This window comes from Clostridium polynesiense (genome assembly GCF_000820705.1).
GTDB lineage: Bacteria > Bacillota > Clostridia > Clostridiales > Clostridiaceae > Clostridium_AA > Clostridium_AA polynesiense.
Map to the genome: position 1 here is coordinate 14,787 of NZ_CCXI01000100.1, position 23,844 is coordinate 38,630.

26 protein-coding genes and 1 pseudogene are annotated in these 23,844 nt (G+C 32.8%); 16 read left to right on the forward strand and 11 right to left on the reverse strand.

The features are described from left to right. Window positions 1-269: 269 nt before the first annotated feature. On the forward strand, window positions 270-806 hold the full coding sequence (locus TA89_RS09175; protein WP_040212761.1) for a TDE2712 family protein: 537 nt from the start codon (window positions 270-272) through the stop codon (window positions 804-806). Window positions 807-877: 71 nt separating this feature from the next. On the opposite strand, the gene TA89_RS09180 is transcribed toward TA89_RS09175, so the two are convergent. Together TA89_RS09180 and TA89_RS09185 are read right to left on the reverse strand one after the other, a co-directional pair. Further along, window positions 878-2,035 carry a Card1-like endonuclease domain-containing protein gene (locus TA89_RS09180; RefSeq protein WP_040212764.1) on the reverse strand — a complete coding sequence of 386 codons (1,158 nt, stop codon included), beginning with the start codon at window positions 2,033-2,035 and terminating at the stop codon, window positions 878-880. Window positions 2,036-2,265: 230 nt separating this feature from the next. Further along, complete coding sequence (locus tag TA89_RS09185) at window positions 2,266-3,006, reverse strand: hypothetical protein (protein WP_040212766.1); 741 nt, start codon at window positions 3,004-3,006, stop codon at window positions 2,266-2,268. A gap of 549 nt (window positions 3,007-3,555) precedes the next feature. Between TA89_RS09185 and TA89_RS09190 the strand changes: the two genes are divergently transcribed. The 4 genes from TA89_RS09190 to spoVAE all read left to right on the forward strand — a co-directional run bounded on the left by TA89_RS09190 (window position 3,556) and on the right by spoVAE (window position 6,136). Beyond that, window positions 3,556-4,149: a class I SAM-dependent methyltransferase gene (locus TA89_RS09190; protein ID WP_052447399.1), complete on the forward strand. Its 594-nt coding sequence runs from the start codon at window positions 3,556-3,558 to the stop codon at window positions 4,147-4,149. 143 nt (window positions 4,150-4,292) lie between these two features. After that, window positions 4,293-4,766, forward strand: coding sequence for a stage V sporulation protein AC (spoVAC, locus tag TA89_RS09195; RefSeq protein WP_040212769.1), 474 nt, complete (start codon window positions 4,293-4,295; stop codon window positions 4,764-4,766). Then, on the forward strand, window positions 4,767-5,768 hold the full coding sequence (gene spoVAD, locus TA89_RS09200; RefSeq protein WP_040212772.1) for a stage V sporulation protein AD: 1,002 nt from the start codon (window positions 4,767-4,769) through the stop codon (window positions 5,766-5,768). It abuts the gene before it with no gap. A 14-nt stretch (window positions 5,769-5,782) separates the two neighbouring features. Next, the gene (spoVAE, locus tag TA89_RS09205) at window positions 5,783-6,136 is read left to right on the forward strand and encodes a stage V sporulation protein AE (protein WP_040212774.1); all 354 of its coding nucleotides are present in this window, start codon (window positions 5,783-5,785) and stop codon (window positions 6,134-6,136) included. 342 nt (window positions 6,137-6,478) lie between these two features. On the opposite strand, the gene TA89_RS09210 is transcribed toward spoVAE, so the two are convergent. The 3 genes from TA89_RS09210 to TA89_RS09220 all read right to left on the reverse strand — a co-directional run bounded on the left by TA89_RS09210 (window position 6,479) and on the right by TA89_RS09220 (window position 8,913). Continuing rightward, window positions 6,479-6,742, reverse strand: a complete 264-nt coding sequence (locus tag TA89_RS09210; protein ID WP_040212776.1) for an ATP cone domain-containing protein — start codon at window positions 6,740-6,742, stop codon at window positions 6,479-6,481. 75 nt (window positions 6,743-6,817) lie between these two features. Further along, window positions 6,818-8,413: a tetratricopeptide repeat protein gene (locus TA89_RS09215; protein ID WP_040212779.1), complete on the reverse strand. Its 1,596-nt coding sequence runs from the start codon at window positions 8,411-8,413 to the stop codon at window positions 6,818-6,820. Window positions 8,414-8,631: 218 nt separating this feature from the next. Continuing rightward, complete coding sequence (locus tag TA89_RS09220; protein WP_040212781.1) at window positions 8,632-8,913, reverse strand: ATP cone domain-containing protein; 282 nt, start codon at window positions 8,911-8,913, stop codon at window positions 8,632-8,634. A 174-nt stretch (window positions 8,914-9,087) separates the two neighbouring features. Here TA89_RS09220 and gloA2 point away from each other — a divergent pair, with 174 nt between their 5' ends. From gloA2 to TA89_RS09235, 4 genes are all read left to right on the forward strand, one after another. Beyond that, window positions 9,088-9,474 (forward strand): SMU1112c/YaeR family gloxylase I-like metalloprotein, encoded by a 387-nt coding sequence (gene gloA2, locus TA89_RS09225; protein ID WP_040212782.1) that lies wholly within the window; start codon window positions 9,088-9,090, stop codon window positions 9,472-9,474. Between the two features lie 867 nt (window positions 9,475-10,341). Continuing rightward, entirely contained in the window at window positions 10,342-11,928 is a 1,587-nt protein-coding gene (locus tag TA89_RS09230; protein ID WP_052447400.1) for a glycoside hydrolase family 10-like protein, read from the forward strand. A gap of 60 nt (window positions 11,929-11,988) precedes the next feature. Continuing rightward, the gene (locus TA89_RS18255) at window positions 11,989-12,132 is read left to right on the forward strand and encodes a hypothetical protein (protein ID WP_156120031.1); all 144 of its coding nucleotides are present in this window, start codon (window positions 11,989-11,991) and stop codon (window positions 12,130-12,132) included. A gap of 172 nt (window positions 12,133-12,304) precedes the next feature. Next, window positions 12,305-13,378: an AI-2E family transporter gene (locus TA89_RS09235; RefSeq protein ID WP_040212784.1), complete on the forward strand. Its 1,074-nt coding sequence runs from the start codon at window positions 12,305-12,307 to the stop codon at window positions 13,376-13,378. Between the two features lie 92 nt (window positions 13,379-13,470). On the opposite strand, the gene TA89_RS09240 is transcribed toward TA89_RS09235, so the two are convergent. Then, window positions 13,471-14,085, reverse strand: coding sequence for an NUDIX hydrolase (locus TA89_RS09240; RefSeq protein WP_040212786.1), 615 nt, complete (start codon window positions 14,083-14,085; stop codon window positions 13,471-13,473). 209 nt (window positions 14,086-14,294) lie between these two features. On the opposite strand from TA89_RS09240, the gene TA89_RS09245 reads away from it, so the two are divergent. The 4 genes from TA89_RS09245 to TA89_RS18260 all read left to right on the forward strand — a co-directional run bounded on the left by TA89_RS09245 (window position 14,295) and on the right by TA89_RS18260 (window position 15,958). After that, window positions 14,295-14,585, forward strand: coding sequence for a hypothetical protein (locus tag TA89_RS09245; RefSeq protein ID WP_040212788.1), 291 nt, complete (start codon window positions 14,295-14,297; stop codon window positions 14,583-14,585). A 260-nt stretch (window positions 14,586-14,845) separates the two neighbouring features. Next, window positions 14,846-15,343 (forward strand): YtxH domain-containing protein, encoded by a 498-nt coding sequence (locus tag TA89_RS09250; protein ID WP_040212791.1) that lies wholly within the window; start codon window positions 14,846-14,848, stop codon window positions 15,341-15,343. Between the two features lie 21 nt (window positions 15,344-15,364). Further along, entirely contained in the window at window positions 15,365-15,781 is a 417-nt protein-coding gene (locus tag TA89_RS09255) for a hypothetical protein (protein WP_147590102.1), read from the forward strand. Between the two features lie 27 nt (window positions 15,782-15,808). Next, window positions 15,809-15,958, forward strand: coding sequence for a lmo0937 family membrane protein (locus tag TA89_RS18260; protein WP_147590103.1), 150 nt, complete (start codon window positions 15,809-15,811; stop codon window positions 15,956-15,958). Window positions 15,959-16,119: 161 nt separating this feature from the next. On the opposite strand, the gene TA89_RS09260 is transcribed toward TA89_RS18260, so the two are convergent. The 4 genes from TA89_RS09260 to TA89_RS09275 all read right to left on the reverse strand — a co-directional run bounded on the left by TA89_RS09260 (window position 16,120) and on the right by TA89_RS09275 (window position 19,232). Next, window positions 16,120-16,818 carry a winged helix-turn-helix transcriptional regulator gene (locus TA89_RS09260; protein WP_040212796.1) on the reverse strand — a complete coding sequence of 233 codons (699 nt, stop codon included), beginning with the start codon at window positions 16,816-16,818 and terminating at the stop codon, window positions 16,120-16,122. A 170-nt stretch (window positions 16,819-16,988) separates the two neighbouring features. Beyond that, a complete protein-coding gene (locus tag TA89_RS09265) occupies window positions 16,989-17,714 on the reverse strand; it encodes an amino acid ABC transporter ATP-binding protein (RefSeq protein WP_040212798.1) in 726 nt (241 codons plus the stop codon). After that, entirely contained in the window at window positions 17,701-18,357 is a 657-nt protein-coding gene (locus tag TA89_RS09270; RefSeq protein WP_040212802.1) for an amino acid ABC transporter permease, read from the reverse strand. The genes TA89_RS09265 and TA89_RS09270 overlap by 14 nt, the downstream gene beginning before the upstream one ends. Window positions 18,358-18,371: 14 nt before the next feature. Then, on the reverse strand, window positions 18,372-19,232 hold the full coding sequence (locus TA89_RS09275) for a transporter substrate-binding domain-containing protein (protein WP_040212804.1): 861 nt from the start codon (window positions 19,230-19,232) through the stop codon (window positions 18,372-18,374). A gap of 597 nt (window positions 19,233-19,829) precedes the next feature. On the opposite strand from TA89_RS09275, the pseudogene TA89_RS09280 reads away from it, so the two are divergent. Beyond that, window positions 19,830-20,471: pseudogene (locus tag TA89_RS09280) on the forward strand (ABC transporter ATP-binding protein). Then, a complete protein-coding gene (locus tag TA89_RS09285; RefSeq protein WP_040212808.1) occupies window positions 20,471-21,247 on the forward strand; it encodes an ABC transporter permease in 777 nt (258 codons plus the stop codon). The pseudogene TA89_RS09280 and the gene TA89_RS09285 overlap by 1 nt, the downstream one beginning before the upstream one ends. 66 nt (window positions 21,248-21,313) lie before the next feature. Here TA89_RS09285 and TA89_RS09290 read toward each other — a convergent pair whose 3' ends face one another. After that, window positions 21,314-22,618, reverse strand: a complete 1,305-nt coding sequence (locus TA89_RS09290) for a hemolysin family protein (protein WP_040212809.1) — start codon at window positions 22,616-22,618, stop codon at window positions 21,314-21,316. Window positions 22,619-23,051: 433 nt separating this feature from the next. Between TA89_RS09290 and TA89_RS17710 the strand changes: the two genes are divergently transcribed. Further along, window positions 23,052-23,837 carry a hypothetical protein gene (locus tag TA89_RS17710; protein WP_052447401.1) on the forward strand — a complete coding sequence of 262 codons (786 nt, stop codon included), beginning with the start codon at window positions 23,052-23,054 and terminating at the stop codon, window positions 23,835-23,837. The last annotated feature ends 7 nt before the right edge of the window (window positions 23,838-23,844 follow it).

Below are 23,844 nucleotides of genomic sequence, written 5' to 3' on the forward strand. Positions count from 1 at the left end.
ACAGCGTTTTATTTAACCTATGCACTTTAAAAGCATTTTATGTTTCAAAGGAAATATAATGTTATTCAACCTTTTTCCACTTATATACCTCTCCATTTTTATCAAAAATTTATATATAAATTATCCCTCTTAATTAATTGTATTTATTTATATATGGTATTAAAATTATTAGGAGGGTACGTCCTTATGCCTTACTGAGCATACTAAGTTTATGGTTATAAATAAATTAATTTCTATAGAACAGGTAAAAATGAAATGGAGGATTACATATGTTAAAGCGAATTAAAGTCAATCTAGAAGCCATAGAAGCTATGCTTTATTTCTGGCAGGCAGCTTCAGAAAAAGAAAATGTTGCAGAGAGCTTTTTTTATGATGTTGCAGACATGAAGGGTATGAAATTAGTTTACGATGAAGATTTCAACGCTGAGTCTGTAAGAAAGGTCTTAAGTGCAATAAAAAACAGAGAGCTTTTATCCGACGCCACAAAAGCTGAAAAAAGATTTTGGAATAATAATATGTGGATGATGGAGGACATCGAATATACTCAAATGATGGCTGCTCCAATAAAGGTTTTAAACCTGGATCCAATGGTGGATATTATTAACGAAAAGCTTCCTAATGCTGAAAAAGAAGAGCTGGAGGTGATTTTTGCACCTCTTCATCTTGAGGAATATTATATAAAAGGCAGCAGTTTAATAATCAACTTCTTCAGGATAAAGCCTAGTGATTTCGATGATAACACCTTTATAGGTGAAGCCAAATTGGAAGACTACATTCTGGACAAGCTTATGGAAATGTGCAGATAAAACATTTCCAGTAAAAGTAAGCACCCCTGGGGTAGTTCCATATAATGGAACTACCCCAGGGGTGCTTACTTTTATTTACATTTGCTTATAATGTTTATAAGCTGTGATTTGAGCTTATTCTTTTCTCCTTGAAATATGAGTATTTTTATCCCCATTTCTTCTGCTCTTAAAAGGGTTGTACTTTTTGAAGGCATAACTGTGGATATAAGTATTTTAACCGCATCCTCTCCTCCGATTTTTTCTGCATATACCTCCAGCTCATTTAAAGCATTTTCGTCATAGTTTGGGGTGTCCTTACAGGATATGTATAGTAACTGTGAGCCTGCTGTTGCCAGTACATCAGCTTCATTTTTCAGCCTCACCTGATCGGTATCCCATAGAAAAACCGCTCCTGCTTTCACATCATCTACTTCTTTTATCTCTTTAACAATATTGTATACAAGCACTTCAAGCCATGTCCCCGCCTTAAATACAAAAGATTTATAGTTCATATTATAAAATTGAAGAATTATGTAATCATGTTTTCCCTTTAGAAGCTTATATAAACCTATATCTGAACCCTTCTTCAAAAAAGGCATAAATTGGGGCATATCTACTATCATCCCGGCATTCATAGTCACCGTTAAAGGATATAACTCACTGTACTGTATATACAAATTACTCCTGAGTATTCCTTTAAGCTTCTTCCACAAGCTGTAATGCTCTATTATATATTCAACAAACTCAATAATTCTTTCATCTTCGTAAAATCTGCTGCTGTCTTGAAGTATTTCACCCCCTGATCCTGCTATAAGATCTGTAATTTTCATCTCCTGAACAGCTCTTTTGACAGGCTTAAGTTCTTTAGAATTTAAGTCTATGATAACCTCATCGTCCATATCCGAATATATAGGTTTATATCCCTCCTCCTGGCAAATTTTAAAAGCCATAAGATTTAAAAGTCTGTTTCCTCTGGAGAGATTTATTGCTGTATTCTCAATATTAAAAGATTTTATAATATCAGCCAGAGCATCATAGCTTATTTTATCGATAACTGCGCTTTCAACTTTCAAGCCCGGCAATTTCCTTATAAGGTGATTTTTTATATTTTCATAATCCTCCTTTAATATTTCAGAATCATCAGATATAAAGAGCATTCTATCCGGCTTCAAATTAATAGCGGCATATATATTTGCTCCATTATAATCATCAAAAAAGCATATTATATTTTTAAAATTTATATCTTTCATATAGTTTCTCCCTTCTTTTAAAACTCTTCCCTACAAATATATAATGCCTCCCTTTTAAAATCTTATTTTAAGCACCGTGTATATTTTAATTCAGAATTACAATTTAATTTATAATTACTATATTAATTTATAATTATTAAATTACAATTATTAAATTATAAATTTTATCAGACTACATAACAAAATATCCATGAATAGAAAACTGCAGGATAAAATCCTGCAGTTTTCTATTACTTTCTGTTCCTTCTCAATACCCTCCATATACCGCAGCTTCTGCCATATCCTTCTCTCTCTCCGATATATTCAAAATACATGTCATTATAGGGAAAATCCTGCCTATTCTCCCTATCTCTAAGAGGACTCCAACTCACCATCTTATATGATGGATGAAAGTTTGCTCCATCGGTTATTATTATGGCTCCATCAGTAAGTCTTGAAGTTAAAACCTTAAATACCTGTGGAGAAAACCACCACTGCCCGCTTCCTCCCTCTCCTTGGGAGTCTCCTCTGTAAAAGAATACTGAAATATCCGTAAGGTTAAGAAGTGATAAAAATCCATCATTATTAAAGGTATTTATTTTAATTTTATCCTTGTTATATAAGTACCAATCCTCAACCCTGATATTGTTAACAGTTCTTACACTTCCTATGTCCATATCAAAGTACTTGAACATAGCATTTCCTATATCTATATTTGTTGACTGAGTTTTAATGTGTACTTCTTCAACTATCCCCTTTTCTATTTCTCCCTTAGTTCTTCCACTATAATATCTGTTTCTAACGCTGTTATAAAACACCTTTTCGCAGTTAGTATCCGGCAGCGTTATTTCTCTAATATCCGCAAATACAAGCTTATCGACTAATCCTCCAAAAAGCTCTATAGGCTCTAGAGTATCCTCTCCTGCTCCAGGGTAAAAGAGAATACCTTCAGGAACTTTAATATTGTACTCCCTGTAAAACTTATCAAACATTATAATCCCCCCTTTTAATAAAAATGCAGATAAAACCTGAATTAATTGATTTGTTTTCATTATTATAAATAATTATTTAATACTTTATAATATGATTTTAAAGCAGCATTGTTAGCTTCACAATTGAGTTTATGAAATATTCTAAATTAATAAACACTATCGGTAACCTCTTTTAAAACTCTATTATATTCAAGCTTTTCTCTATTAATAAGACCATCAGAATAATTAATATTAAACTCCAAAATAAATGACAGCTTGGTTGAAAAGCTTTCTGAACTGGGTTTGCCCTTTGCTCTTATAGGTAAAGTTTTAAATGAAGACCTTCTTAAATTTTATATTATAAACAAGAACCCCCCCCAAAGCGAACACTTTTAAGCACAGAGCTAATAATACGAGAATCCTGCAGAAATCTGTAAAATTTATTTTTTGTTAATATAATAATAAATTTAAGTTACAATTTTATTAATATTTATAAACACCCCCTCACTGATACCTTAATTGGGTTAAAATATTACACATAGGATTTTAATGTAGTTAAGGGGTGAATTAATGAAAATATTGAAAGAACAGTTCGCAAATCCTCAGGGGAATCTAGGTAAACTTTCAGGGTTATTGATGCAGATTAAAGATAAAAATCAGAGCAGCTGGGTAGTTGCCAACTCCAAAGTAAAGCCAAAATCCAGTGTTCTGGAGGTTGGTTTTGGTCCAGGACTGGGTATAGAAAGCGCATCTGGTTTTGCCTTTGAAGGTTTTGTTGCAGGCATTGATATTTCAGATATCATGCTCCAGACAGCGACAAAAAGAAACTCAGAAAAAATCCGTCAGGGAAAAGTTGAGCTTTTAAAAGGCGATGTAATGGAAATCCCTTTTGAAGATTATTATTTTGATTTAGTGTTTTCGGTGAATTCCATACAATATTGGGAGGATGTACAAGAATCTTTAAGAGAAATAAAAAGAGTGCTTAAGGATAACGGAGAAATAGCCATTGCTATGCATCCTTATTGGCTGGAAACAGAAGCAGACTGTATACAGCTTAGAGAAAAAATCACAAAAGAAGTTCAGGCTGCAGGTTTTAAAAATGTAAAAGCAAACTTATTATATTTAAAACCCGTTACCGCTTTTTGCATTTATGGGTTAAAATAATTCACCATAAAATAAGGCTGTTATTATACACGCCTTATTTTTTTATGCTTTTTTTCTTTTATCCTCCTTAAATAATAATGCAAAATACTAATATTTTTTAAAATACTGGCAAAAATAACATAGACAACACAGGAGGTGAATTTATGGCTGTAAAGAAAAGTTTACAGATTTCTAAAGAAGAATATAAAAATTACGCCAAGGAAAGAGAGGCTAAGAGACCTGTTTTCAAAAACTGCATCAGAGCTTTTATAAGCGGAGGCATAATCTGTACCTTAGGCCAATTCCTTCAATGGATTTTTATTAATTATTTTGGTTTTACAGAGCAGACTGCAGGAAGCCCAGCTACCGCCGTACTAATAATCCTATCAGTACTTTTAACAGGTTTTGGAGTTTATGATCATATTGCTCAATGGGCAGGAGCCGGTACCGCAGTCCCAGTTACAGGCTTTGCCAATACCATTGCCTCTGCTGCTATAGAGCACAGAACAGAAGGATATGTTTTGGGGGTTGGAGGAAATATGTTTAAGCTGGCAGGCTCTGTTATAGCTTTTGGAGTGTTTTCAGCTTTTGTTGTTTCCATAATTAAAATAGCTTTTAAATGGTTAGGAGGAATGTAAATGCTGCAGGGAAGTCAAACCTGGATGTTCAACTCTAAACCAGTCATAATCGCCTCCGCTGCGGTAGGAGGTCCCTTTGAAGCTCAGGGAGCCTTGGCAGATGATTTTGATGTACTTCACACTGACATTTGGATTGGTGAAAAAAGCTTTGAAAAAGCCGAAAAAGCACTGCTTCAGGAAGCCTGCGAAACCGCAATAACTAAGGCAGGACTAACTAAGCAGCAAGTACAGTTCTTCATAAGCGGCGACTTAATGAACCAAATAATTTCAAGCAGCTTTGCAGCCAGGGAGTTGGGTATGCCTTATTTAGGAATATTCGGAGCATGCTCAAGCTCCATGGAAAGCTTGGCTTTAGGTTCTCTGTTAGTGGATAGTAAAGCCGCTGACTATGTAATAACCGGAGCCTCCAGCCACAATGTCTCTGCAGAGAAGCAGTTTAGATATCCTACAGAATACGGAGCTCAAAAACCACCTACAGCACAATGGACAGTTACCGGAGCCGGTGCAGCATTGGTGTCCAGTAAAGGAAATGGTCCTAAAGTTGTCTGTGCCACCATTGGAAGGATAGTAGATAAAGGAATATCAGACCCCTTCAACATGGGAGCTGCTATGGCACCTGCCGCTGCAGATACAATACTAAGTCATTTTAACGACCTAGGGATAGACCCTGCCTATTATGACCTTATTGCTACAGGTGATTTAGGACAAATCGGTCATGTTATAGCAGCAGACTTATTGGAAAAAAGCGGCCTTAGAATACCACCGGAAATCTTTACAGACTGCGGAACCCTCATCTATAACCAGGATCAGCCTGTAATGGCAGGAGCCAGCGGCTGCGCCTGTTCCGCTACAGTAACCTACGGTCACTTCTTAAACAGAATGAAAAAAGGAGAATTAAAAAGAATTCTGGTTATTGCTACAGGAGCTCTGCATTCCCCTATTTCCTATCAACAAAAGGAAACTATCCCATGCATAGCTCACGCAGTATCTATAGAAATATAAAAAGGAGAAGTAAAATGGAAAAGTTTGTTCTAGCTTTTATAATCGGAGGTCTTATTTGCGTTATCGGGCAGCTGCTCATGGATATATTAGCATTGACACCTGCCCATACCATGTGTACTCTGGTGGTAGCAGGAGCGGTATTAGGAGGTTTGGGGCTTTATGAACCTCTTGTTAAGTTTGCAGGTGCAGGAGCATCGGTTCCTATAAGCAGCTTCGGACATTCTCTGGTGAAAGGCGCCATGATGGAGGCTGAATCCGATGGTATTATAGGAGTTCTTACAGGAATTTTTGAAATAACCAGCTCCGGAATATCCTCCGCTATAATATTCGGATTCATGGCTTCATTGATATTCAAACCTAAGGGTTAATACAAAAAAAACCCTACAAACAGTACAGTACAAGGATTTTTATAAACTAATAAAAAAGTAAAAATATTTTAATAATTATTATTGATAAATAAAGATTATTGTTATATAATATAAATACAATCCCATTTTAATTCCAGTGGGAACAATACACTTTATTTTTAGTATATTGATAATCCCCTAAACATTGTACCCCTAAGATTAAAAGTCCCTTTCTATTTAAGCGGTTAAGATTAACCTTGTTTAAATAGTATAGTTTTTAATCCCTCGAAATACTCCCAAAAGTATTATAACCTTAAACGGGCCCTAGAATTATTCTAGGGCTCTTTTTTTATTCCATATTTTTTATTTATCGGAATTTTTATAGCTTTCCGCAACCCTAGAGAAACCGAAGCTTATAAGCATATCCTCTATTATCTTTCTAAGAGTTAATGAAGAAACCTCCTCATCATATTCCTTCATTACTTTTTCTTCTATTTCGTCGCTTATAGATTTTAAATCTCCTTCTGTCATACCTTCGTTAATATCGTCAGAAGCATTTGCTATAGTCCTTTTAATTTTATCCAGATTAAAATCCTGAAGCCTGGAATCTCTTTTTCTTACTTTCATAAACACCCTCCTGTCTACCACATTATTAATTCTATTTTAACACCATATTAAGATTATTAAAACTCTTTAATAAAGCTAAGTTTCCATCTGCTCCCTCAGCTTAAGGAGTTCCTCTTTATATTTACTTTTACAGTTAGGATATTTCTCAAGAGTTTTATCTATTAAGTCAAGTTTTATCTGCCTTAATAACACCCCTTCTCCGCTGATTAGGTCAAAGCACCCTTTCATAGGATCTCCATACAAGGTTTCATTCCGATATTTTTCGTAGCTCTCTAAAACTTTTCTTATAGCTTCTGAATTATCTATATCAAGAGCTTTATTCAATAATATTATTGGCTTTTCCCAATCCTCAAGAAGCATAACTTCCGCCAGCCTTTTATATATAGAAATGTCCCCTGGAGATATTCTCAATAGATAATCAAAAACCTCTGTACATTTATGGTAGTCTTTATTTAACAATAAAGACAGCCCCAAGGCATTCCATGCTGAGAAATCCTTCGGATTTATTTTTACAACCTCCTCACAGCACTGTACAGCCATGTCATACTCCTGACTTTTAACATACATAGCAGCAAGAGCAGTATATGCCTCATAACAGTAGGGATTATACTCCAGGTATTCCTTCATTCCCTTTATTTTAGCTTTTAGAATCATATCCTCCTCTAACTTATCAGTATTCTGTATTTCATGATCATCCCTTTGATATAAGCAGCATTTTTCAAGAAGAGCTTCATAGTCACATATATTCATTTCGGTATATCTCTCAAAAGAAGCTTCAAACCCCTCAGAAGCAGTCCCTGCCAATATATTTTTTATTACCTTCAAACCCTTTAGTTTTATAAGATTATAAACTGCATAGTAACTTTCAGAATAAGGATCCTTACCACCTTCTATATAATCCTGCCACAATTCAGGAATAATGAGTTTTTTAAGCGGTATTACCCCTTCAGGCATTTTACCTTTGAAAGAAGTGCTGCAGGATGCTATATATTCAGCCATTCCTTCTTCAAACCATAAGGGTATATCACCTTCCTGTAAATTATATGTCAGTTTCAGCCTATTCAAATAATAATGGCAATACTCATGTCTTAATGTATTTTTAAAATCACTTCTTCCGGATTTTACTGCAAGCACATCTAGAAGCACATCTTTTACCAGTATTCTTATTGTATTTTCTCCTGTACTTTTATTAATTATAAATATCCCTCTTAAATCCACTATATCTTGATTAGAGGATTTGAAGGCCTCTTCTTCGTCCTCAAGATATATATTCAAAGGGATTAACTCCGCTTCTTCAAAGATATTCACACAATCTTTTTCCACATCATCTAAATATAATTTAACCAAAGTAAAGGCAGGCGCATTTTTCTCCGAAAAAAGTATATTTATCCCTTTATAAATTTTCCTTCTAAATAATCCTACATCCGCTTCTTTTTCTTTATTTTCACAGTTATCTGCAGTTTTTACCCCTCTATCTTTCATCCCATTTAAAAAAATAATACTATTTTTTAACTGCAGCAAAAACAATAAAATCACCACAGTAATAAAGATATTTTTACCCATCCTACTAACTTTGTCTATAAAATAATACCTTTTTAAAATGACAACCCAAGTCAATATAACTATAAGGATAAAGGAACTGATAAAATAAGCATAAAAATCTATATTCACCTTGCTCTCCCCTTATGTTATTTTTTTAACAAATATAGCTACAGGAATATGTTTATCAGAGTATTTTTATCATGACAATAACTGCATCTATTAATATAAGTATACCTCATCCCCTTTGTATTATCTATGAATTTAAAAAATCCCCCTTCAATTTACAATAAAAAAGTCCAGGTTTACACCTGAACTTATGATAACAAAACCCCTCAGCTCGTATTAAATCAGATCTGATTTTTCTTTAGACCGTTGGAATTTCTATAAGCTTTTACAATATTAAAGAAGGCTCTATTTTTTAAATTTTCTATTATAAGGTCTCTAATTTGTATATATGTAATTTCATTTTTATATCTGCTTTTTATTTTATCGGCAACCTCATTGGTTATGGAATTTAAATCTCCCTGAGTCAATGGTTCATTTATACTGTCTGAAGTATTTGCTAAAGAAGTTTTTATTTTAGATGAGTCAAATTCTTCTGCTCTGCCATTCCTTTTAATAACTCTCATAAATAACCCTCCAAATCTAGTTCCTTTTATAATTATTATATCATTAAAGACCTATTAAGATATTTATAGATTGTAATCTAATTATTAAATATCGTTCACGTATAGTAGTAAATTAAAATCTGCGGTGCTATAATCAAGCTGCATATATTATTATATATTTATGAGGTGTCGTATATGAATTTTAAAAAAATACATCATATAGCTGTTATCTGCAGCAATTATTATACTTCTAAAGATTTCTATGTAAATAAGCTGGGACTTAAAGTAATCAAAGAAACTTACAGAGAAGAAAGACAATCCTTTAAGCTGGATTTAGCCTTAAACGGAGAATATGTATTAGAGCTTTTTTCCTTTCCAAATCCTCCAAAAAGACCAAGTTACCCCGAAGCCTGCGGACTAAGGCATTTATCCTTTCAAGTTGATAATATTGCAGAAGCAGTAAATACCCTTAAAGAGAAAAAGATAAAAACAGAGCCTATAAGATTAGATGAAGTTACAAATAAAAAATTCACCTTCTTTTTCGACCCCGACGGCCTTCCCTTAGAAATTTATGAAGCATAATAACAAAAGGAAAAATTAAAAAGCAGAGTAAAACTACTCTGCTTTTTAGAAACCCAATTTCATATTAAAACCCGTGCAATAATAAACACCTAGCTTTGGTGTTATAACTTCTATGGTTACAATAATATTATATACTGTTTTGGATAAATATAAAATAGCTTTTATAAAAAATTTAAATATTTTTTCCATGATTTTTAATAAAACTTTATTCCGCGAGCCAATTTAAGGTAATTAAAGCATATTCATAAAATTTTAATAAAAAAAACCTTTTATTATTCTCAAAAACCATGTATAATAAAGTCATATTTAATCTTAGTTTTAGTGAAATTAAATTTTTTACTCAAAACAGATTAAATGGATGATCCCCATTAAACAAAACATCATCCTATAAGGAAGTTATTACAGCTTCCTAAAATTAAAATCGCCTTCCCCCAAAAGGCATTTTAAATATACTCTCCTCTTACACCTTATAGCCCGCATTTAGTGGGCTATATTTTATTTCAAATCTTTTTTACTTCTTCATGAATATTTTTTGAGACCTTAAATATATGAATATAATATGAATATTATTACTTTTATGTTAATCTTTTCATGTAAGCCTTATTTTTATAGATACACTACTTTTTCTCCCATCTATTAGTGTATCAACTTCTAATCTTTTTTCGAAAAAAAACCTATAAAATAACAAGTATTTCTAAATATCATTAATTTTCCTTTAATATTTCATATCTTCTGTATCACAACTGTGTATCATTTATTAATTAAATAAGCTTCTTTCTATGTAAATCAGCTATATGTATATGTTTAGAACCTCTGGCACAGTATTTGCTTTTTAATATATTCATAATAATTTAAGGAGGTTTTTTAATGAAAGGCAAGTTATTTTTTAAAGCTTTGGCTATAGCATCACTTACAGCCTTTGTAACACCTTTGGTTTCTGCAAACACCAAAGTTAAAGCAGAGGATTCACTCACTCCTCTTTATAAGTATCAAACTAATACACCCATCTTTCTTCACGGAGAGCATGTAAAGGTTCCCAAGGTGCCTCCTCACAATAAAAGAGAGTTTAGAAGCATGTGGGTTTCTACAGTTAGTAATATTGACTTTCCTTCAAAGCCCGGACTTACAGTAAGTGAGTTTAAAAAGGAATATCTAGATATATTAAATACTTTTGAATCCCTTAACATGAATGCGGTAACCTTCCAAGTAAGACCTATGAATGATGCTTTTTACTCATCAGAGCTTAATCCCTGGTCTGAATTTCTCAGCGGAAAGCAAGGCGAGCCAATCATGGAAAAGGGCAAGATTTTTGATCCATTAGCATGGGCTATTGAAGAAACCCATAAACGCAACATGGAATTCCACGCGTGGTTTAATCCATATAGAGTAGCTCACGCCTTTGATTATAGAAAATCTACCGAACAGGTTCTAGCTGAAGAATTGCCAAAGCTTCATGACAGCAATTTTGCCAAAAAGCATCCGGAATATCTGTTAAGATTTGATAACAAATTAATTATGGATCCAGGCATTCCAGAGGTTCAAAAGTTTGTTAGAGACAGCATCATGGAGGTTGTAACCAAATATGATGTTGACGCAATTCATTTTGATGATTATTTTTATCCTTATAAGACCACAAGAGATGGTAAACCTGTAGTTTTCGGAGATAAAGGAGAAGATGCTGCTACCTTTGAAAAATACGGTGGAGAATTTAAGGGAGACATAAAAGCCTGGAGAAGAAACAATATAGATTCTCTCATACACGACTTATCGAAAGAAATAAAAGCTAAAAAGCCTTATGTTAAATTTGGTATCAGCCCCTTTGGTATATGGGGTCATGAAGCTATTCATCCCGGTATAGGATCACATACTCCTATCACTTCCTCAGCAAGCTATGATGATATATATGCTGACACCAGAAAATGGGTTAAAAGCAATTGGATAGACTATATAACTCCTCAAATTTACTGGGCATTCGGTACCACTGCTGCTCCTTATGCAGAACTTGCTGATTGGTGGTCAGAAGTAGTGGAAGGAACTAACACTCATCTGTATATAGGACATGCGAACTATAAGCATAACGATGCCTACTGGGATAATGATTGGCACAACGCCGAAGAGATACCAAATCAGCTGAAGTTTAACTCTATGTATAAAAATATTAAAGGCAGCTCTTTCTTCAGTTTAAGACAGCTGAGACCAGAAATCCTCGATATATCCGGAAGCTCCCCTGAGCAAAAAAAGGAAAAGAAAGAGCTTATAACTAAGATAAGAGATACTATAAAAAATGACTATTTTAACACTAAAGCATTGGTGCCTTCAATGCCTTGGCTGGATAATAAGGCCCCTAACGCTGTAGTAGGCATAAATACTAAAAAGGGAAATAATGAAATCCAGTTAACCTGGAAAGATTCAGCGAAAAATGATTCTTCCTATTATGTAATATATAGATACTAAAAAGGCAAAGAACCTCTTAAATCTAAAGGTACAGATGATCCTTTCGGAATTCTTGACACAGTGAGAAGAACAGATAATCAAACTGATTTTAAATATGTTGATAAAACTGTAGAAAACGGAAAAACTTATGTTTATATAATAACCGCTGTGGACAGGCTTCATAATGAAAGCGAACCAAAGTACGCCAATGTTCCGCTGAAATAATTTAAAATTAAGAAACAGAAATTAAAAATGAAGGAGTTTATCCTTCATTTTTAATTTTTAATTATTAATTATTTCTGTAATTTGTTAATATTGTATGATATTATTGAAAACCCTGAGATTTCCGTAATAATATTGAAGTAATATATTTATATCGGTTCAGGAGGTGAATTATGTGCAAAATAAAAGACCAACCTTTACCTTAGTTAATATACTGTTGATTCTGCTTATAGTTTTTGTTTTTACCCAGCTTGATTATATATTCAAACCTGTAGGAAAAGTAGCAAAAATGCTGCTTACTCCTTTTATATTTACTTTATTTTTTTATTATGCTCTTCGTCCTATTGTAAACTATATAAATACAAACAAGAAATTTAAAGCTTTTGCGGTGGCTTTAACCATATTACTTTTTGTAATCTCCATAGTGCTTTTATTTAAATACGGCGCCTCTGTGGTTACAAAAGAATTTCAGATAAAAATGTCTAACGGTGAACTTATTAATTTAACGGATTATAAGAAATTATTCGGAGAATCCCTAGGTGAATACATAGAAAAATTTAATATAAACGAAAAGATATTTGCATACTTTTCAAAAGTTATTTCTAATATCACCACATACTTTTTCCAATTCTTTTCTAGTGTAAGCAGTGCATTGACACAGATAATCATAGTTCCTTTCCTGCTTTTTTATCTTCTTAAAGATGATATTAAATTCGTTAAAGGTATAATAAGCATAACTCCGGACAAATACAAACATCTGGTTAAAACCACTTTAAAAGAAATGGATGATAGCCTTTCAAATTATATAACCAGTCAGCTTACAGTAGCATTAGTCATAGGAATCATGATGTTTATAGCTTACAAGATCATAGATATGCCTAACGCTCTTTTTTTATCAACCTTCGCGTCTGTAACGGCGGTTATTCCATTTTTAGGTCCTCCCTTAGGAGTGCTTCCGGCTATACTATTAGCCTTTACCATTGATTTATCCATGGTTTTAAAAATAGTACTAGCAGCGGTTATAGTACAGCAGCTTGAGGAAAACCTAGTAACTCCCAATATAATGAGCAACAGGCTAAAGCTTCATCCCCTTACGGTTATCATAATCATAATAATAAGTCTCGCTGTTTTTGGTTTAATGGGAGCCTTTATAGCAGTTCCTTTGTATACTTCCCTTATTATAATTTTTAAAAACACATCAAAAGCATATAATATGAGGAAAATAAAGCATGATATTGAAGCGAAATAAAGTATAAAATACTTTATTAGTTTAAGAAGAGCTGTGAAATTATTAGAGATAATTTTCACAGCTCTTTTTTTATGCAGGCATTAATTTTAAATTTATAGATTAACTGATTTTTCTCCTGCTATAGCAAAAAGCTGGAGGGCAAAAAATGCTTTTGCGTCGATTTTAATATCCTGCTTTAAAAGCTCGGAGGCCTCTTCTTTAGAAACAAGTTTAATTTCAATATCCTCATCCTCTTCCAGATATTCAGTGCTGGGTTCTCCCTGGCAAAGGCAGAAAGCTATGGCCATGGATTCGTCCGTCATCCCGCCTGAAGCATAAATAGGAAATAGCTTTTTGTTTCTGTCTAAATCAACCAAGGCTAATCCCGTTTCTTCTTTAAGCTCACGTTTTAACGCATCCTCTATACTTTCATCCCCATCTATAAGACCTGCAGGCAGCTCATACATATAGTCATTTACAGGCACTCTGAACTGTCTTATGAGTACCAGTTTCCCTGATTCCTTATGAACAGCAAAGATTACCACAGCATCAGTTTTTTCTTTCCCGCCGTTGAAATGCTGATTAATAAGTTCCTCCCGACTTTTTCTGGAAGCAACTGTCCAGTTCTTTAATTTACCTGATTTATTAACATATTTTACATCATATAAACTTAAAAATTTTTCTGCTGCTAAGGTGGTGATATCCTTTATTCTATTATTTATACCCATATAAACATCTCCTAACTGATGAATGCTCCAATAAATACCTAATTATTATAACATAGTTTAAAACCAAAAATAAAAATGGTGGAGGGAATTTCTTAAAAAGGACAAATTACCACTTTAATATTGAATATGAATAAAGTATCCTGCAGATAATATTTATAACCTCTTTATCATTTAAAGTCTTAAAAATAACTTCAAAGGAGTAATATTTCATGAAAGGGATGATATGTTTGATGAGTTACTTATACAGAATGAATGAAAGAAGAAAAAATTTCAGAGCCTTGATGATGGGAGCAATTCTTGGAGCCGCTGCCACAGCAGTAATCATAAATATTTTAAACAGCATGTCACAGAGTACTATTCTCTTAGAAGAAGAGGATAGCGAAAAGACTGAGACAAATACACATTGCTGTACACCTTCTCAAGATGATTCTTCTAATGAAGAAGGTTATATAGTCATTCAGTCCACAGAAAATGGAAGCATAGATCCAACGGAAAAATAGATCCAACTCTTCATTTACTTAAAATGTAAAAAGCCTATGTCTGAATTATTAAGACAGAGGCTTTTTGACACTGCTTTGTAAACTTTACATAACTTTAGAAACCGCATAAAATCACGGTTCTATGAACAAACAATCACATAGATTAACGGGCTGTAAATGTATTATTAATTATAATGATATGATATTGTAATGACTATTTCACACCCCTATAATTAAATAAACACAAAGAGTTTATTAAAAAATTTTAGGAGGTATTAACTATGCTGTATAACGAATTAGTTCATAAGATAAAGAAAGAGAAAAGAAGAGTAGAAAGAAAGAAGAGTATGAAAAATCTTGCTTTAATTGGTGTAGGTGCAGCTATAGGTTCAATTGCAGCTGCCCTGACAACTCCTAAAAAAGGAGAAGATTTAAGAAAAGATTTAAAACATACTTATAAAGACACTGTAGATAATCTAAAAGTAAAAGCTGATGAAGTAAAAGATCAGGTAAAGACCACTCTAGATGATGGTAAGTCCAAAATTAACAATATAAAAGGACATGCTGTTGATACAAAAGAGGAACTGAAAGATGTTATGAAAGAAAAAGCAAAAGATATAAAAGATGATATTAAATCCAATTCATCTGATATGGAAAACAAATTTGAAGATGCAAAAAAAAGCATAAAAAAAGATGGAAAAGTAGTTATTGAAGATGCTAAAGATACAAAGGAAGATTTATACAAAACCATAAAGGATGTTAAATCAGACCTTAAATAACAGATAGGATAGGTGATTTATTTGGATACGATGATATCTCTCAGAGAAGTGTTGTTTCTTCTGATATTTCTATTATTAGCAGCGGTAGCAGTTTATTTAATAATTACATTAAAAAACGTTACCTCTACTGTTAAGAATATAAATAATCTTATAGAAACAAACTCAGACAATATTGAAACCATCGTATCTACACTTCCCAAAATCATGAAAAATGTAAATGAGATTACTGAAGGCGTTCCTGAAGTAGTGGACAATGTTAACCTCATAGTTAAAGATGTAAGAGGAAGTGTGGATACAGTTACTGATACCGTGGATTTAGTAGGTGCAGCTGTAACAAAGACTACTTTGGATGTAACGGAAAAAACGGAGCTGGCTGCACAGTATATCTCCATAGGTACTGAGTTAATAAAGAACATAATAGAAATATTAAAAAAATAAAATCGGATCAAAAAAGGAGAGAATAATATGGGATTTTTAAGATGGATAGGCGGAATCATACTACTAATTTGGCTTCTTGGTCTTCTGTTTAAAATGGGAGGTTCCTTGATACACCTACTGTTAGTAATCGCTGTAATAGTATTTATAATAGACTTTTTAACCGGAAGACGAGCTTAACAATCAGGCTATAATCCCTTTTATAAAAATAAACCCCTTTTTAAGTTTTATCAACCCATACCCTGAAATATAAAGAGGCTGAAAACACAGCCTCTTTATTTTGCTGATTTATTCATTTTTGGAGAAAGAGATTAGAAACTGTATCTATGAAGAGATGATATTTAGATTCCTACAAACTTATAACCAACTTTGTGAATTGTAACTATATACTTAGGATTTCTGGAATTATCTTCTATTTTACTTCTGAGATTTTTAATGTGCGAATCTATTACCCTGTCAAAACCGTCAAAATCCTGCCTCATTACATAATCTAAGAGCTCTGATCTTGTAAATACCTTATTAGGATTAGAAGCCATTAAAGTTAGTATTCTATATTCTGTGGAAGTGAGAGAAATTTCTGCTCCTTTTTTCTTAACCACTCTGACATCAAAATCAATGGATAAATCGTCATCATTATAGCTGTAAACCCGTAGAGAAGTGGATTTTTTTCTGTCAATATTCTTTATCACAGTATTTACCTTAGCCATAAATAATCTGGCATTAAAGGGCTTAACATTAAAGTATTCCCTTTTAGAATTAAGCTCTGCTTTTTTCATTTTTAAAGAGGATGAATCTTTCAACACCATAATTGTAGTTAACTGCTTTTCATCACTCAATTGCTGCAGGCTTTTTTCAAATTTCACAAGCAGCTTATCAGATATTATAATTAAAGCTATATCAATTATATTTAAAATTTCTAAAGCTTCATTAACTGCATAAGATTTATATATTATATATCCCTCTCGCTGGAGATAGTTTTCGATTATATTAACATTTCTCTTTTCTTCGTCTACTACTAATATTCTTTTGATAGTATCCATAACCTCCTCCTCTTTTGTACAAAATTAACCTAGTCTATATTACCATATATTTATGAATAAATTATGGAGAAAGTAAAAAAGGCATTATTAATTTATTTAAATAAAATAATAATGCCTTTTATAAATCTCATAATATTTTCACACATATTTATCTATTCGACATTAAATGATTAATGAAGAACCTTACTTAAGAAATCTTTAGTTCTTGGATTTTTAGGATTAGAGAAAATATCTTCCGGACTTCCTTCCTCAATTATCTTACCTTCATCCATGAAAATTACCCTATCAGCTACTTCTTTCGCAAATCCCATTTCATGAGTAACTACTACCATAGTCATGCCTTCTGCTGCAAGCTCCTTCATAACATTCAATACCTCTCCTACCATTTCAGGATCAAGAGCTGAGGTAGGTTCATCGAAAAGCATAACTTCAGGCTCCATAGCAAGTGCTCTGGCAATAGCTATCCTCTGCTTTTGCCCTCCTGACAGCTTTGCAGGATAGCTTAACGCCTTATCTTCAAGCCCTATCTTCTTCAAAAGCTTATATGCAGTTTTTTCTGCTTCTTTCCTGCTTTTATTCTTAACCTTCATAGGTGCCAGTGTTATGTTATCAAGCACTGTCATATGAGGAAAAAGATTAAATTGCTGAAAAACCATCCCCATATTTTCACGGACTTTATTTATATCTGCATCCTTATTTGTTATATCCTTTTCTTTAAAGGTTATACTTCCTTCCGAAGGGGCTTCAAGTAAGTTTAAACATCTTAAAAAAGTACTCTTACCGGATCCGCTTGGACCAATAATAACCAGAACTTCACCTTTATTTACATATTCATTTACTCCTTTAAGAACATGGAGTTTACCAAAATACTTATGAAGATTGTTAGTTTTTATCACTTACCTTCATCCTCCTTTCTGCAATTCCCAAGAGTTTTGACAGTGTAAATGTCATTATAAAGTATATTACAGCTGCAACAATAAGAGGTTCGAAGGGTTTAAAGGTGTTTCCCCTTACAGTTTCAGCATTATACATGAGTTCATGAATACCTATAACGGATACTATAGATGACTCCTTTATAATAACTATAAACTCATTACCTAATGCAGGGAGTATATTTTTAAAGGCCTGAGGTATTATAATGTGCCTCATTGCTTGGAAATTGTTCATTCCAAGGCTTCTTGCAGCTTCCATCTGTCCCTTATCCACGGCATTAATTCCTGCTCTGATTATTTCAGCTACATACGCAGCACTATTTAAAGAAAGAGTGATTATACCCGCAATTACATCGGGAAATTCTATTCCTAAAGAAGGTAACCCATAATATATGATGTATAACTGAACTAATATAGGGGTACCCCTTATAAACTCTATATAAACTGTAGCTATACTCTTTAAAATAATGCTTTTTGACAGCTTCATTAATGAGAGTAAAAGTCCCAGCACAGTGCCTAAAAGCACGGTGAAAAATGCTAAAAATATTGTCAGTTTTGCCCCATTAATAAAGAACATCTGATATTTTGATAAAAAACTGAAGTCCATCTTTTCCCCCTAAATTATTGATTATCCACTTGATTGTTAGCTTCTATAACCATTTTTTCTATTGTTTTCTCACTTATAAGTCTATCTAAAGTTTTATTTACAGCCTCAACAAGATCCTTTGATCCTTTTTTAACGGCAACAGCAGAACCAATTTCATCCTTGCCTGCATCAAATTTAAAATCTGCCACAGCTAAATCCTTATTTGCAGCAGCATAAGATTTTGCAACAACAGTTTCAACTACCACAGCTTCTACCTTTTTATTCTTTAATTCCATAACCAAATCAGTAACCTTACCTAAGGATTTAACCTGTGCATCTCTTATCTGCTCATTAGCTATCTTTTCCTGAACAGAAGTTTTCTGAGCTCCAATTTTTTTGCCTGTAAGTGATTCTACTCCGTTATATTTTTCTTTATCCTCTGCTCTTACAAGTATGGTTTGTTCAGCTTCATAATAAATTTTTGAAAAATCTACACTCTTTGACCTTTCAGCATCCGGATTCATTCCAGCCATTACAAAGTCTACTTTTGAAGCTTCTAAAGCAGTAAGCAGACCGTCAAATTTCATATCTTTTATTTCTAGTTCAACCCCTAAGTCTTTAGCTATTTCTTTAGCTATAGATATGTCAAAGCCTATTATTTCATCCTTACCATTTATTTCTTTATGGAATTCATAAGGAGGGAAGTCAGCGCTTGTACCTAAAACTATCTTACCGGATTTTTTAATTTTTTCTAAAATTCCTTCTGATGAGCTTTGTGAACTTGATGGATTTCCATCCTGTCCTCCGTTATTTTTATTTCCGCAAGCTGTTATTGAAAACATTAAAGCTCCGGCTAATACACTTGCTATTAATTTTTTTACAGTACCTTTTTTCATGTTGTCCACTCCTTCATATTTATAAACAATTAATTTTCTATTTAAATTATATGTATAATTATACATATATATATTATATTTATGCAACTTATTTTTAAATTTTTATATCTTTTTATCCAGTAAACATTTACTTATCTCCAAACTCTTAATTTTTCATCAAGTTTATTAACTATTTACTAATATACGCTCTTCCATATTTAGATTTTTCCCCATGTCCATGTATATTTTTTATTCCTTTATGCATTTTTATGCATAATCTCCCTCATCTAAAATTTCCTTAAACTATAATTAAGAATAAATTTATTCATTATTTAAAAACTTATAATATTATGTACATATATATCAAGTATCATATATTTAAACCACAATAAATGATTTTTTAATCACTTTCTTTTCACAAGAAAGATTTCACACTCCTAAACCATTATTTACAGAAGCCCCGCAGTATATTCTGCAGGGCTTCCTCTTTGAATAATACTATTTATTGCTTTTATTGTTTAACAGATGGCAAAACATTCTTATTAAAAACAAAATAACTAAAATGTATAATATGTAATATATTTAAAGCACCAAATTTTAAAACAAGGAGCTGATTTGTTGTTTTCTATAAAAAATTTAAAGTACAAAGATATATTAAATATTGAAAAACTAAATCTTCCGGAAAAGAAAATAATATGTATAGTTGGAGAAAGCGGAGGAGGAAAAACTACCCTTCTTAAAATGCTTAACAAGTTGGTTTCTCCTGATTCAGGGAATATTTATTACAAAAATAAAGATTTATCAGAAATAGATGCAGTTACCCTCAGGCGTGAAGTGGTAATGCTTTCTCAATCCCCTTCAATATTTAAAGGGACTGTAAAAGAAAACCTCCTTATTGGGATATAATTTGCAGAAAAACCTCAGGCTAGCGATGAAGCTTTAAAGGACGTACTGGATTTTGTAAATCTTAATAAAGATCTTAAAGACAATGCAGATTTATTATCCGGAGGAGAAAAGCAGAGACTGGCTCTGGCCAGAGTGATACTTATGGAACCTCAGGTATATCTTTTAGATGAACCCTCTTCTGCATTAGATGAAGAAACTGAAGAGCTGATAATCCGTAAGATGGTAAACCTCTGTAGAAAAAGAAATAAATCCTTAATTATGGTTACCCATTCTAAGACTATGGCAGAAACCTACTATGATTATCTTATTGAATTAAAATCAGGAAATATACTTAATGTTAAGGAGGCTGAGTAATGGAAGGCGCAGTAGATTTAAGCTTGTTTCAGCTGTTAAGTGCTTATTTGTTTATAGTTATTCTTTTACTGATAGTAAGAATCAAAGGAATAAGCAGAGAAAAAGAAATTATAATAGGGTCTATACGTATGACTCTTCAGCTTATTCTTACAGGTTATATACTTGGATATCTTTTTGAAAATCCTCATCCTATGTATTCCCTAACAGCAATAATAGTTATGGAAGTGTTTTCTATATATAATATAATTAAAAGAATAAAAGCAGAAATACCTATGAAATTAAAAAGAGTTATAGCTTTATCCATGTTTTTCGGCTCCTTTGTAACTATACTGTTCTTTATTCTGGCTGTAATAAGAGTTGCTCCTTGGTACAATCCCAGATATTTTGTTCCAATAGCAGGAATGCTCATAGGGAACGCCATGACAGGAGTATCCTTAGGGGTAAGCAGCCTTGTAGACGGAATGCAGACTAACCGAGAATTAGTGGAAGGAGCACTTATGCTTGGTGCAACCCCCCATGCTGCATCTAAGAGAATAATTGATACAGCCTTTGATTCAGCAATTCTTCCTACCATAAATTCTATGGTAGGCATGGGCATTGTTTTTCTTCCAGGAATGATGACAGGACAAATTTTATCCGGTACATCTCCTCTCACTGCAATAGAATATCAAATTGCCATAATGCTTGGAATTACAGGTTCAGTTTCACTATCCGTTATACTTGTTGTACAATTGGGATATAAAGCGTATTTTAATAAGGAAAAGCAGCTTATTTAGACAAAGATAAAAAGGAGTATTGAGATACCCATTTAAAAGTATCGCAGCACTCCTTTTGCACATCTTTTACCTTTTTTTATTGGTAAATATCATCTTTATCCTTTCTATTCTGTTATGATCCACCTCTTCAATCCTCATTGAAATATTTTTGTTCTTTATAACAATTTCTTCTCCAGATTCCGGAAGCCTTCCAAGTTTTTCTATTATATATCCTCCAAGACTTTCAACATTAGGAGAGTTTATATTTAAATGAAAATATTTATTCAAATCGGAAAGTGGAGTTATACCATCTAACATATAGGTGAAGTTATCAATTTTTTGAATATACTCCTCAGCACTGTCATATTCATCAAATATATTACCCATAACTTCTTCGATAAGATCCTCCATAGTGATTATTCCTGAAAAGCCCCCGTATTCGTCTATGAGTATAGCCATGTGTACCTTGTTATATTTAAGTTCTCCAAAAAGCTTATCAATATTTTTATTTTCAGGTACGAAATAAGGCTTTCTTATAATTTCTCTTATATTTATATCCGCTATTCCACTTTTTGCTCTTCTTAATATATCCTTTAAATAAATAACCCCTATGATATTATCCAAATCTCCTTCGTATACAGGAATTCTGGAATATGGGCTATTGAGAAGATTGTCTATTATTTCCTCTGAATCCTCTTCAATATCCACCATAAACACTTCTGATCTTGGAATCATTATTTCCTTTGCTAATATATCATCAAACTTAAATATGCTTTCTATCATATCTTTTTCTTCCGCATTAATAACTCCTGTTTCTTCACCAACCTGAATAAGGGATCTTATTTCTTCTTCTGATACCTTTTCCTCTAACCCTTCGCTGTCAAGCCTAAATAATCTCACAAGCAGATTGGTAGAACCGGATAGCAGCTTTACAAAAGGAAGAGCTATCTTTGAAATCCATATTACAGGTCTAATAGAAAACATAGCTATTGCCTCAGCTTTCTGCAGAGCAATCCTTTTAGGAAACAGCTCTCCAAATACCAAAGTTATATAAGACAGAGCTATGGTTACAAATACTAATGAAATCTGATAAGCATAAGGAATATTAAATCCCATCAGCACCTTGGACAAGTCTCCTGCTATACCCGTAGCAGCAGAGGCACTGGCAAAGAATCCTGCCAGGGTGATTCCTACCTGAATTGTAGCTAAAAGCTTACTGGGCTCTGATAGAATTTTTTGAAGTAATCTTGCTTTCACATTTCCTTGAGACGCAAGTATTTTAATTCTATTTTTATTTAGAGATACAATCGCCATCTCTGCGGAAGCAAAAAAAGCATTAATTAAGGTTAAAACAATTATAAGAATTATCTGCGGCATTATATTTTTACCCATGCTTAACACCTCTCCACTGATTATAATTAAAAGGAAATTTGATTAATAACTATTTTATCAATTAGTACAAAGTATAGTATACAAATTATAACACTTTGTATCAATAACATACAGTATTCTGAATGCGGATAACAGCCTATACCTAATTATATACTGAAGAGATTTAAAATCTTTGTAGTAACTATTAAGTTTCAAATAATTTTATAATTCTCTTTCTATTTATTCTTCTCTAACCTATGAAAATTTTTGTATTTATTATTAATATTTTAAATATACAAGATTGGTATATATTATGTAAAAACCTCAGTTTTTTAAAGTAAATACTAGATATTCAATTATTTCGGCAGGGATTACCTGTTTAAAAATTATTTAAAGTTTATTATAATATATATAGGCAAATATAATTACAATAATTTAAATAAAGGAGAAAAGAATGCAGTATAAGAAATATTTACCGATTATCATCGGTCTGTTCTTATTCTCTGGCATCTTATATAAAAGACAAGCTTCTGGAGTGATAAGGATTGTTGATAAGTCGGACAGCGCTATTGTGGTTAATGATAACAAAGACTCCATTCAGGTTTCTCCTTCCGATAAAATAGTGAAGGACGCCTTAAATGAGCTTAATAAAATAGAAACCAATAAAGAAGCCTCTGAGTACTCATATGCTTCTCACGAAGATGAACAAGCCTCTTCTTCCATGCCCAAAATGAGCAGAGGAGGATCATCTAATTATTCTCCTTATTCAAGTAAATATGGAGAGAAATTAGATTGGTGGAAGGAAGTTAACTCCTTAATTCCTATAGGAGCAGTACTTCAGATTAGAGATCTTTACACAGACAAGACCTTTAACGTAAAAAGAACCTTTGGAACAAAACATGCAGATGTGGAACCCTTAACCCTGCAGGATACCAATATAATTAAGAGTATCTGGGGAGAATTTTCCTGGGAAAGAAGACCGGTGGTAGTTTATTATTCCGGGAAAAGTATAGCCGCATCCTTAAGTGCCATGCCTCATGCCGGGGTGGATTCTGAACCCTCTGAAGACATAATAGAAAACCGTTCAGGAGAATATGGAAAAGGTGCAAATTTAGATTCCGTTAAAGATAATGGTATGGACGGTGTCATTGATCTGCACTTCTTTAACAGCAGAACTCACGGCAGCGACAAGCTTGATGAAGAGCATCAGAATGCAGTTTTAAAAGCTTCAGGACAATAATTATATA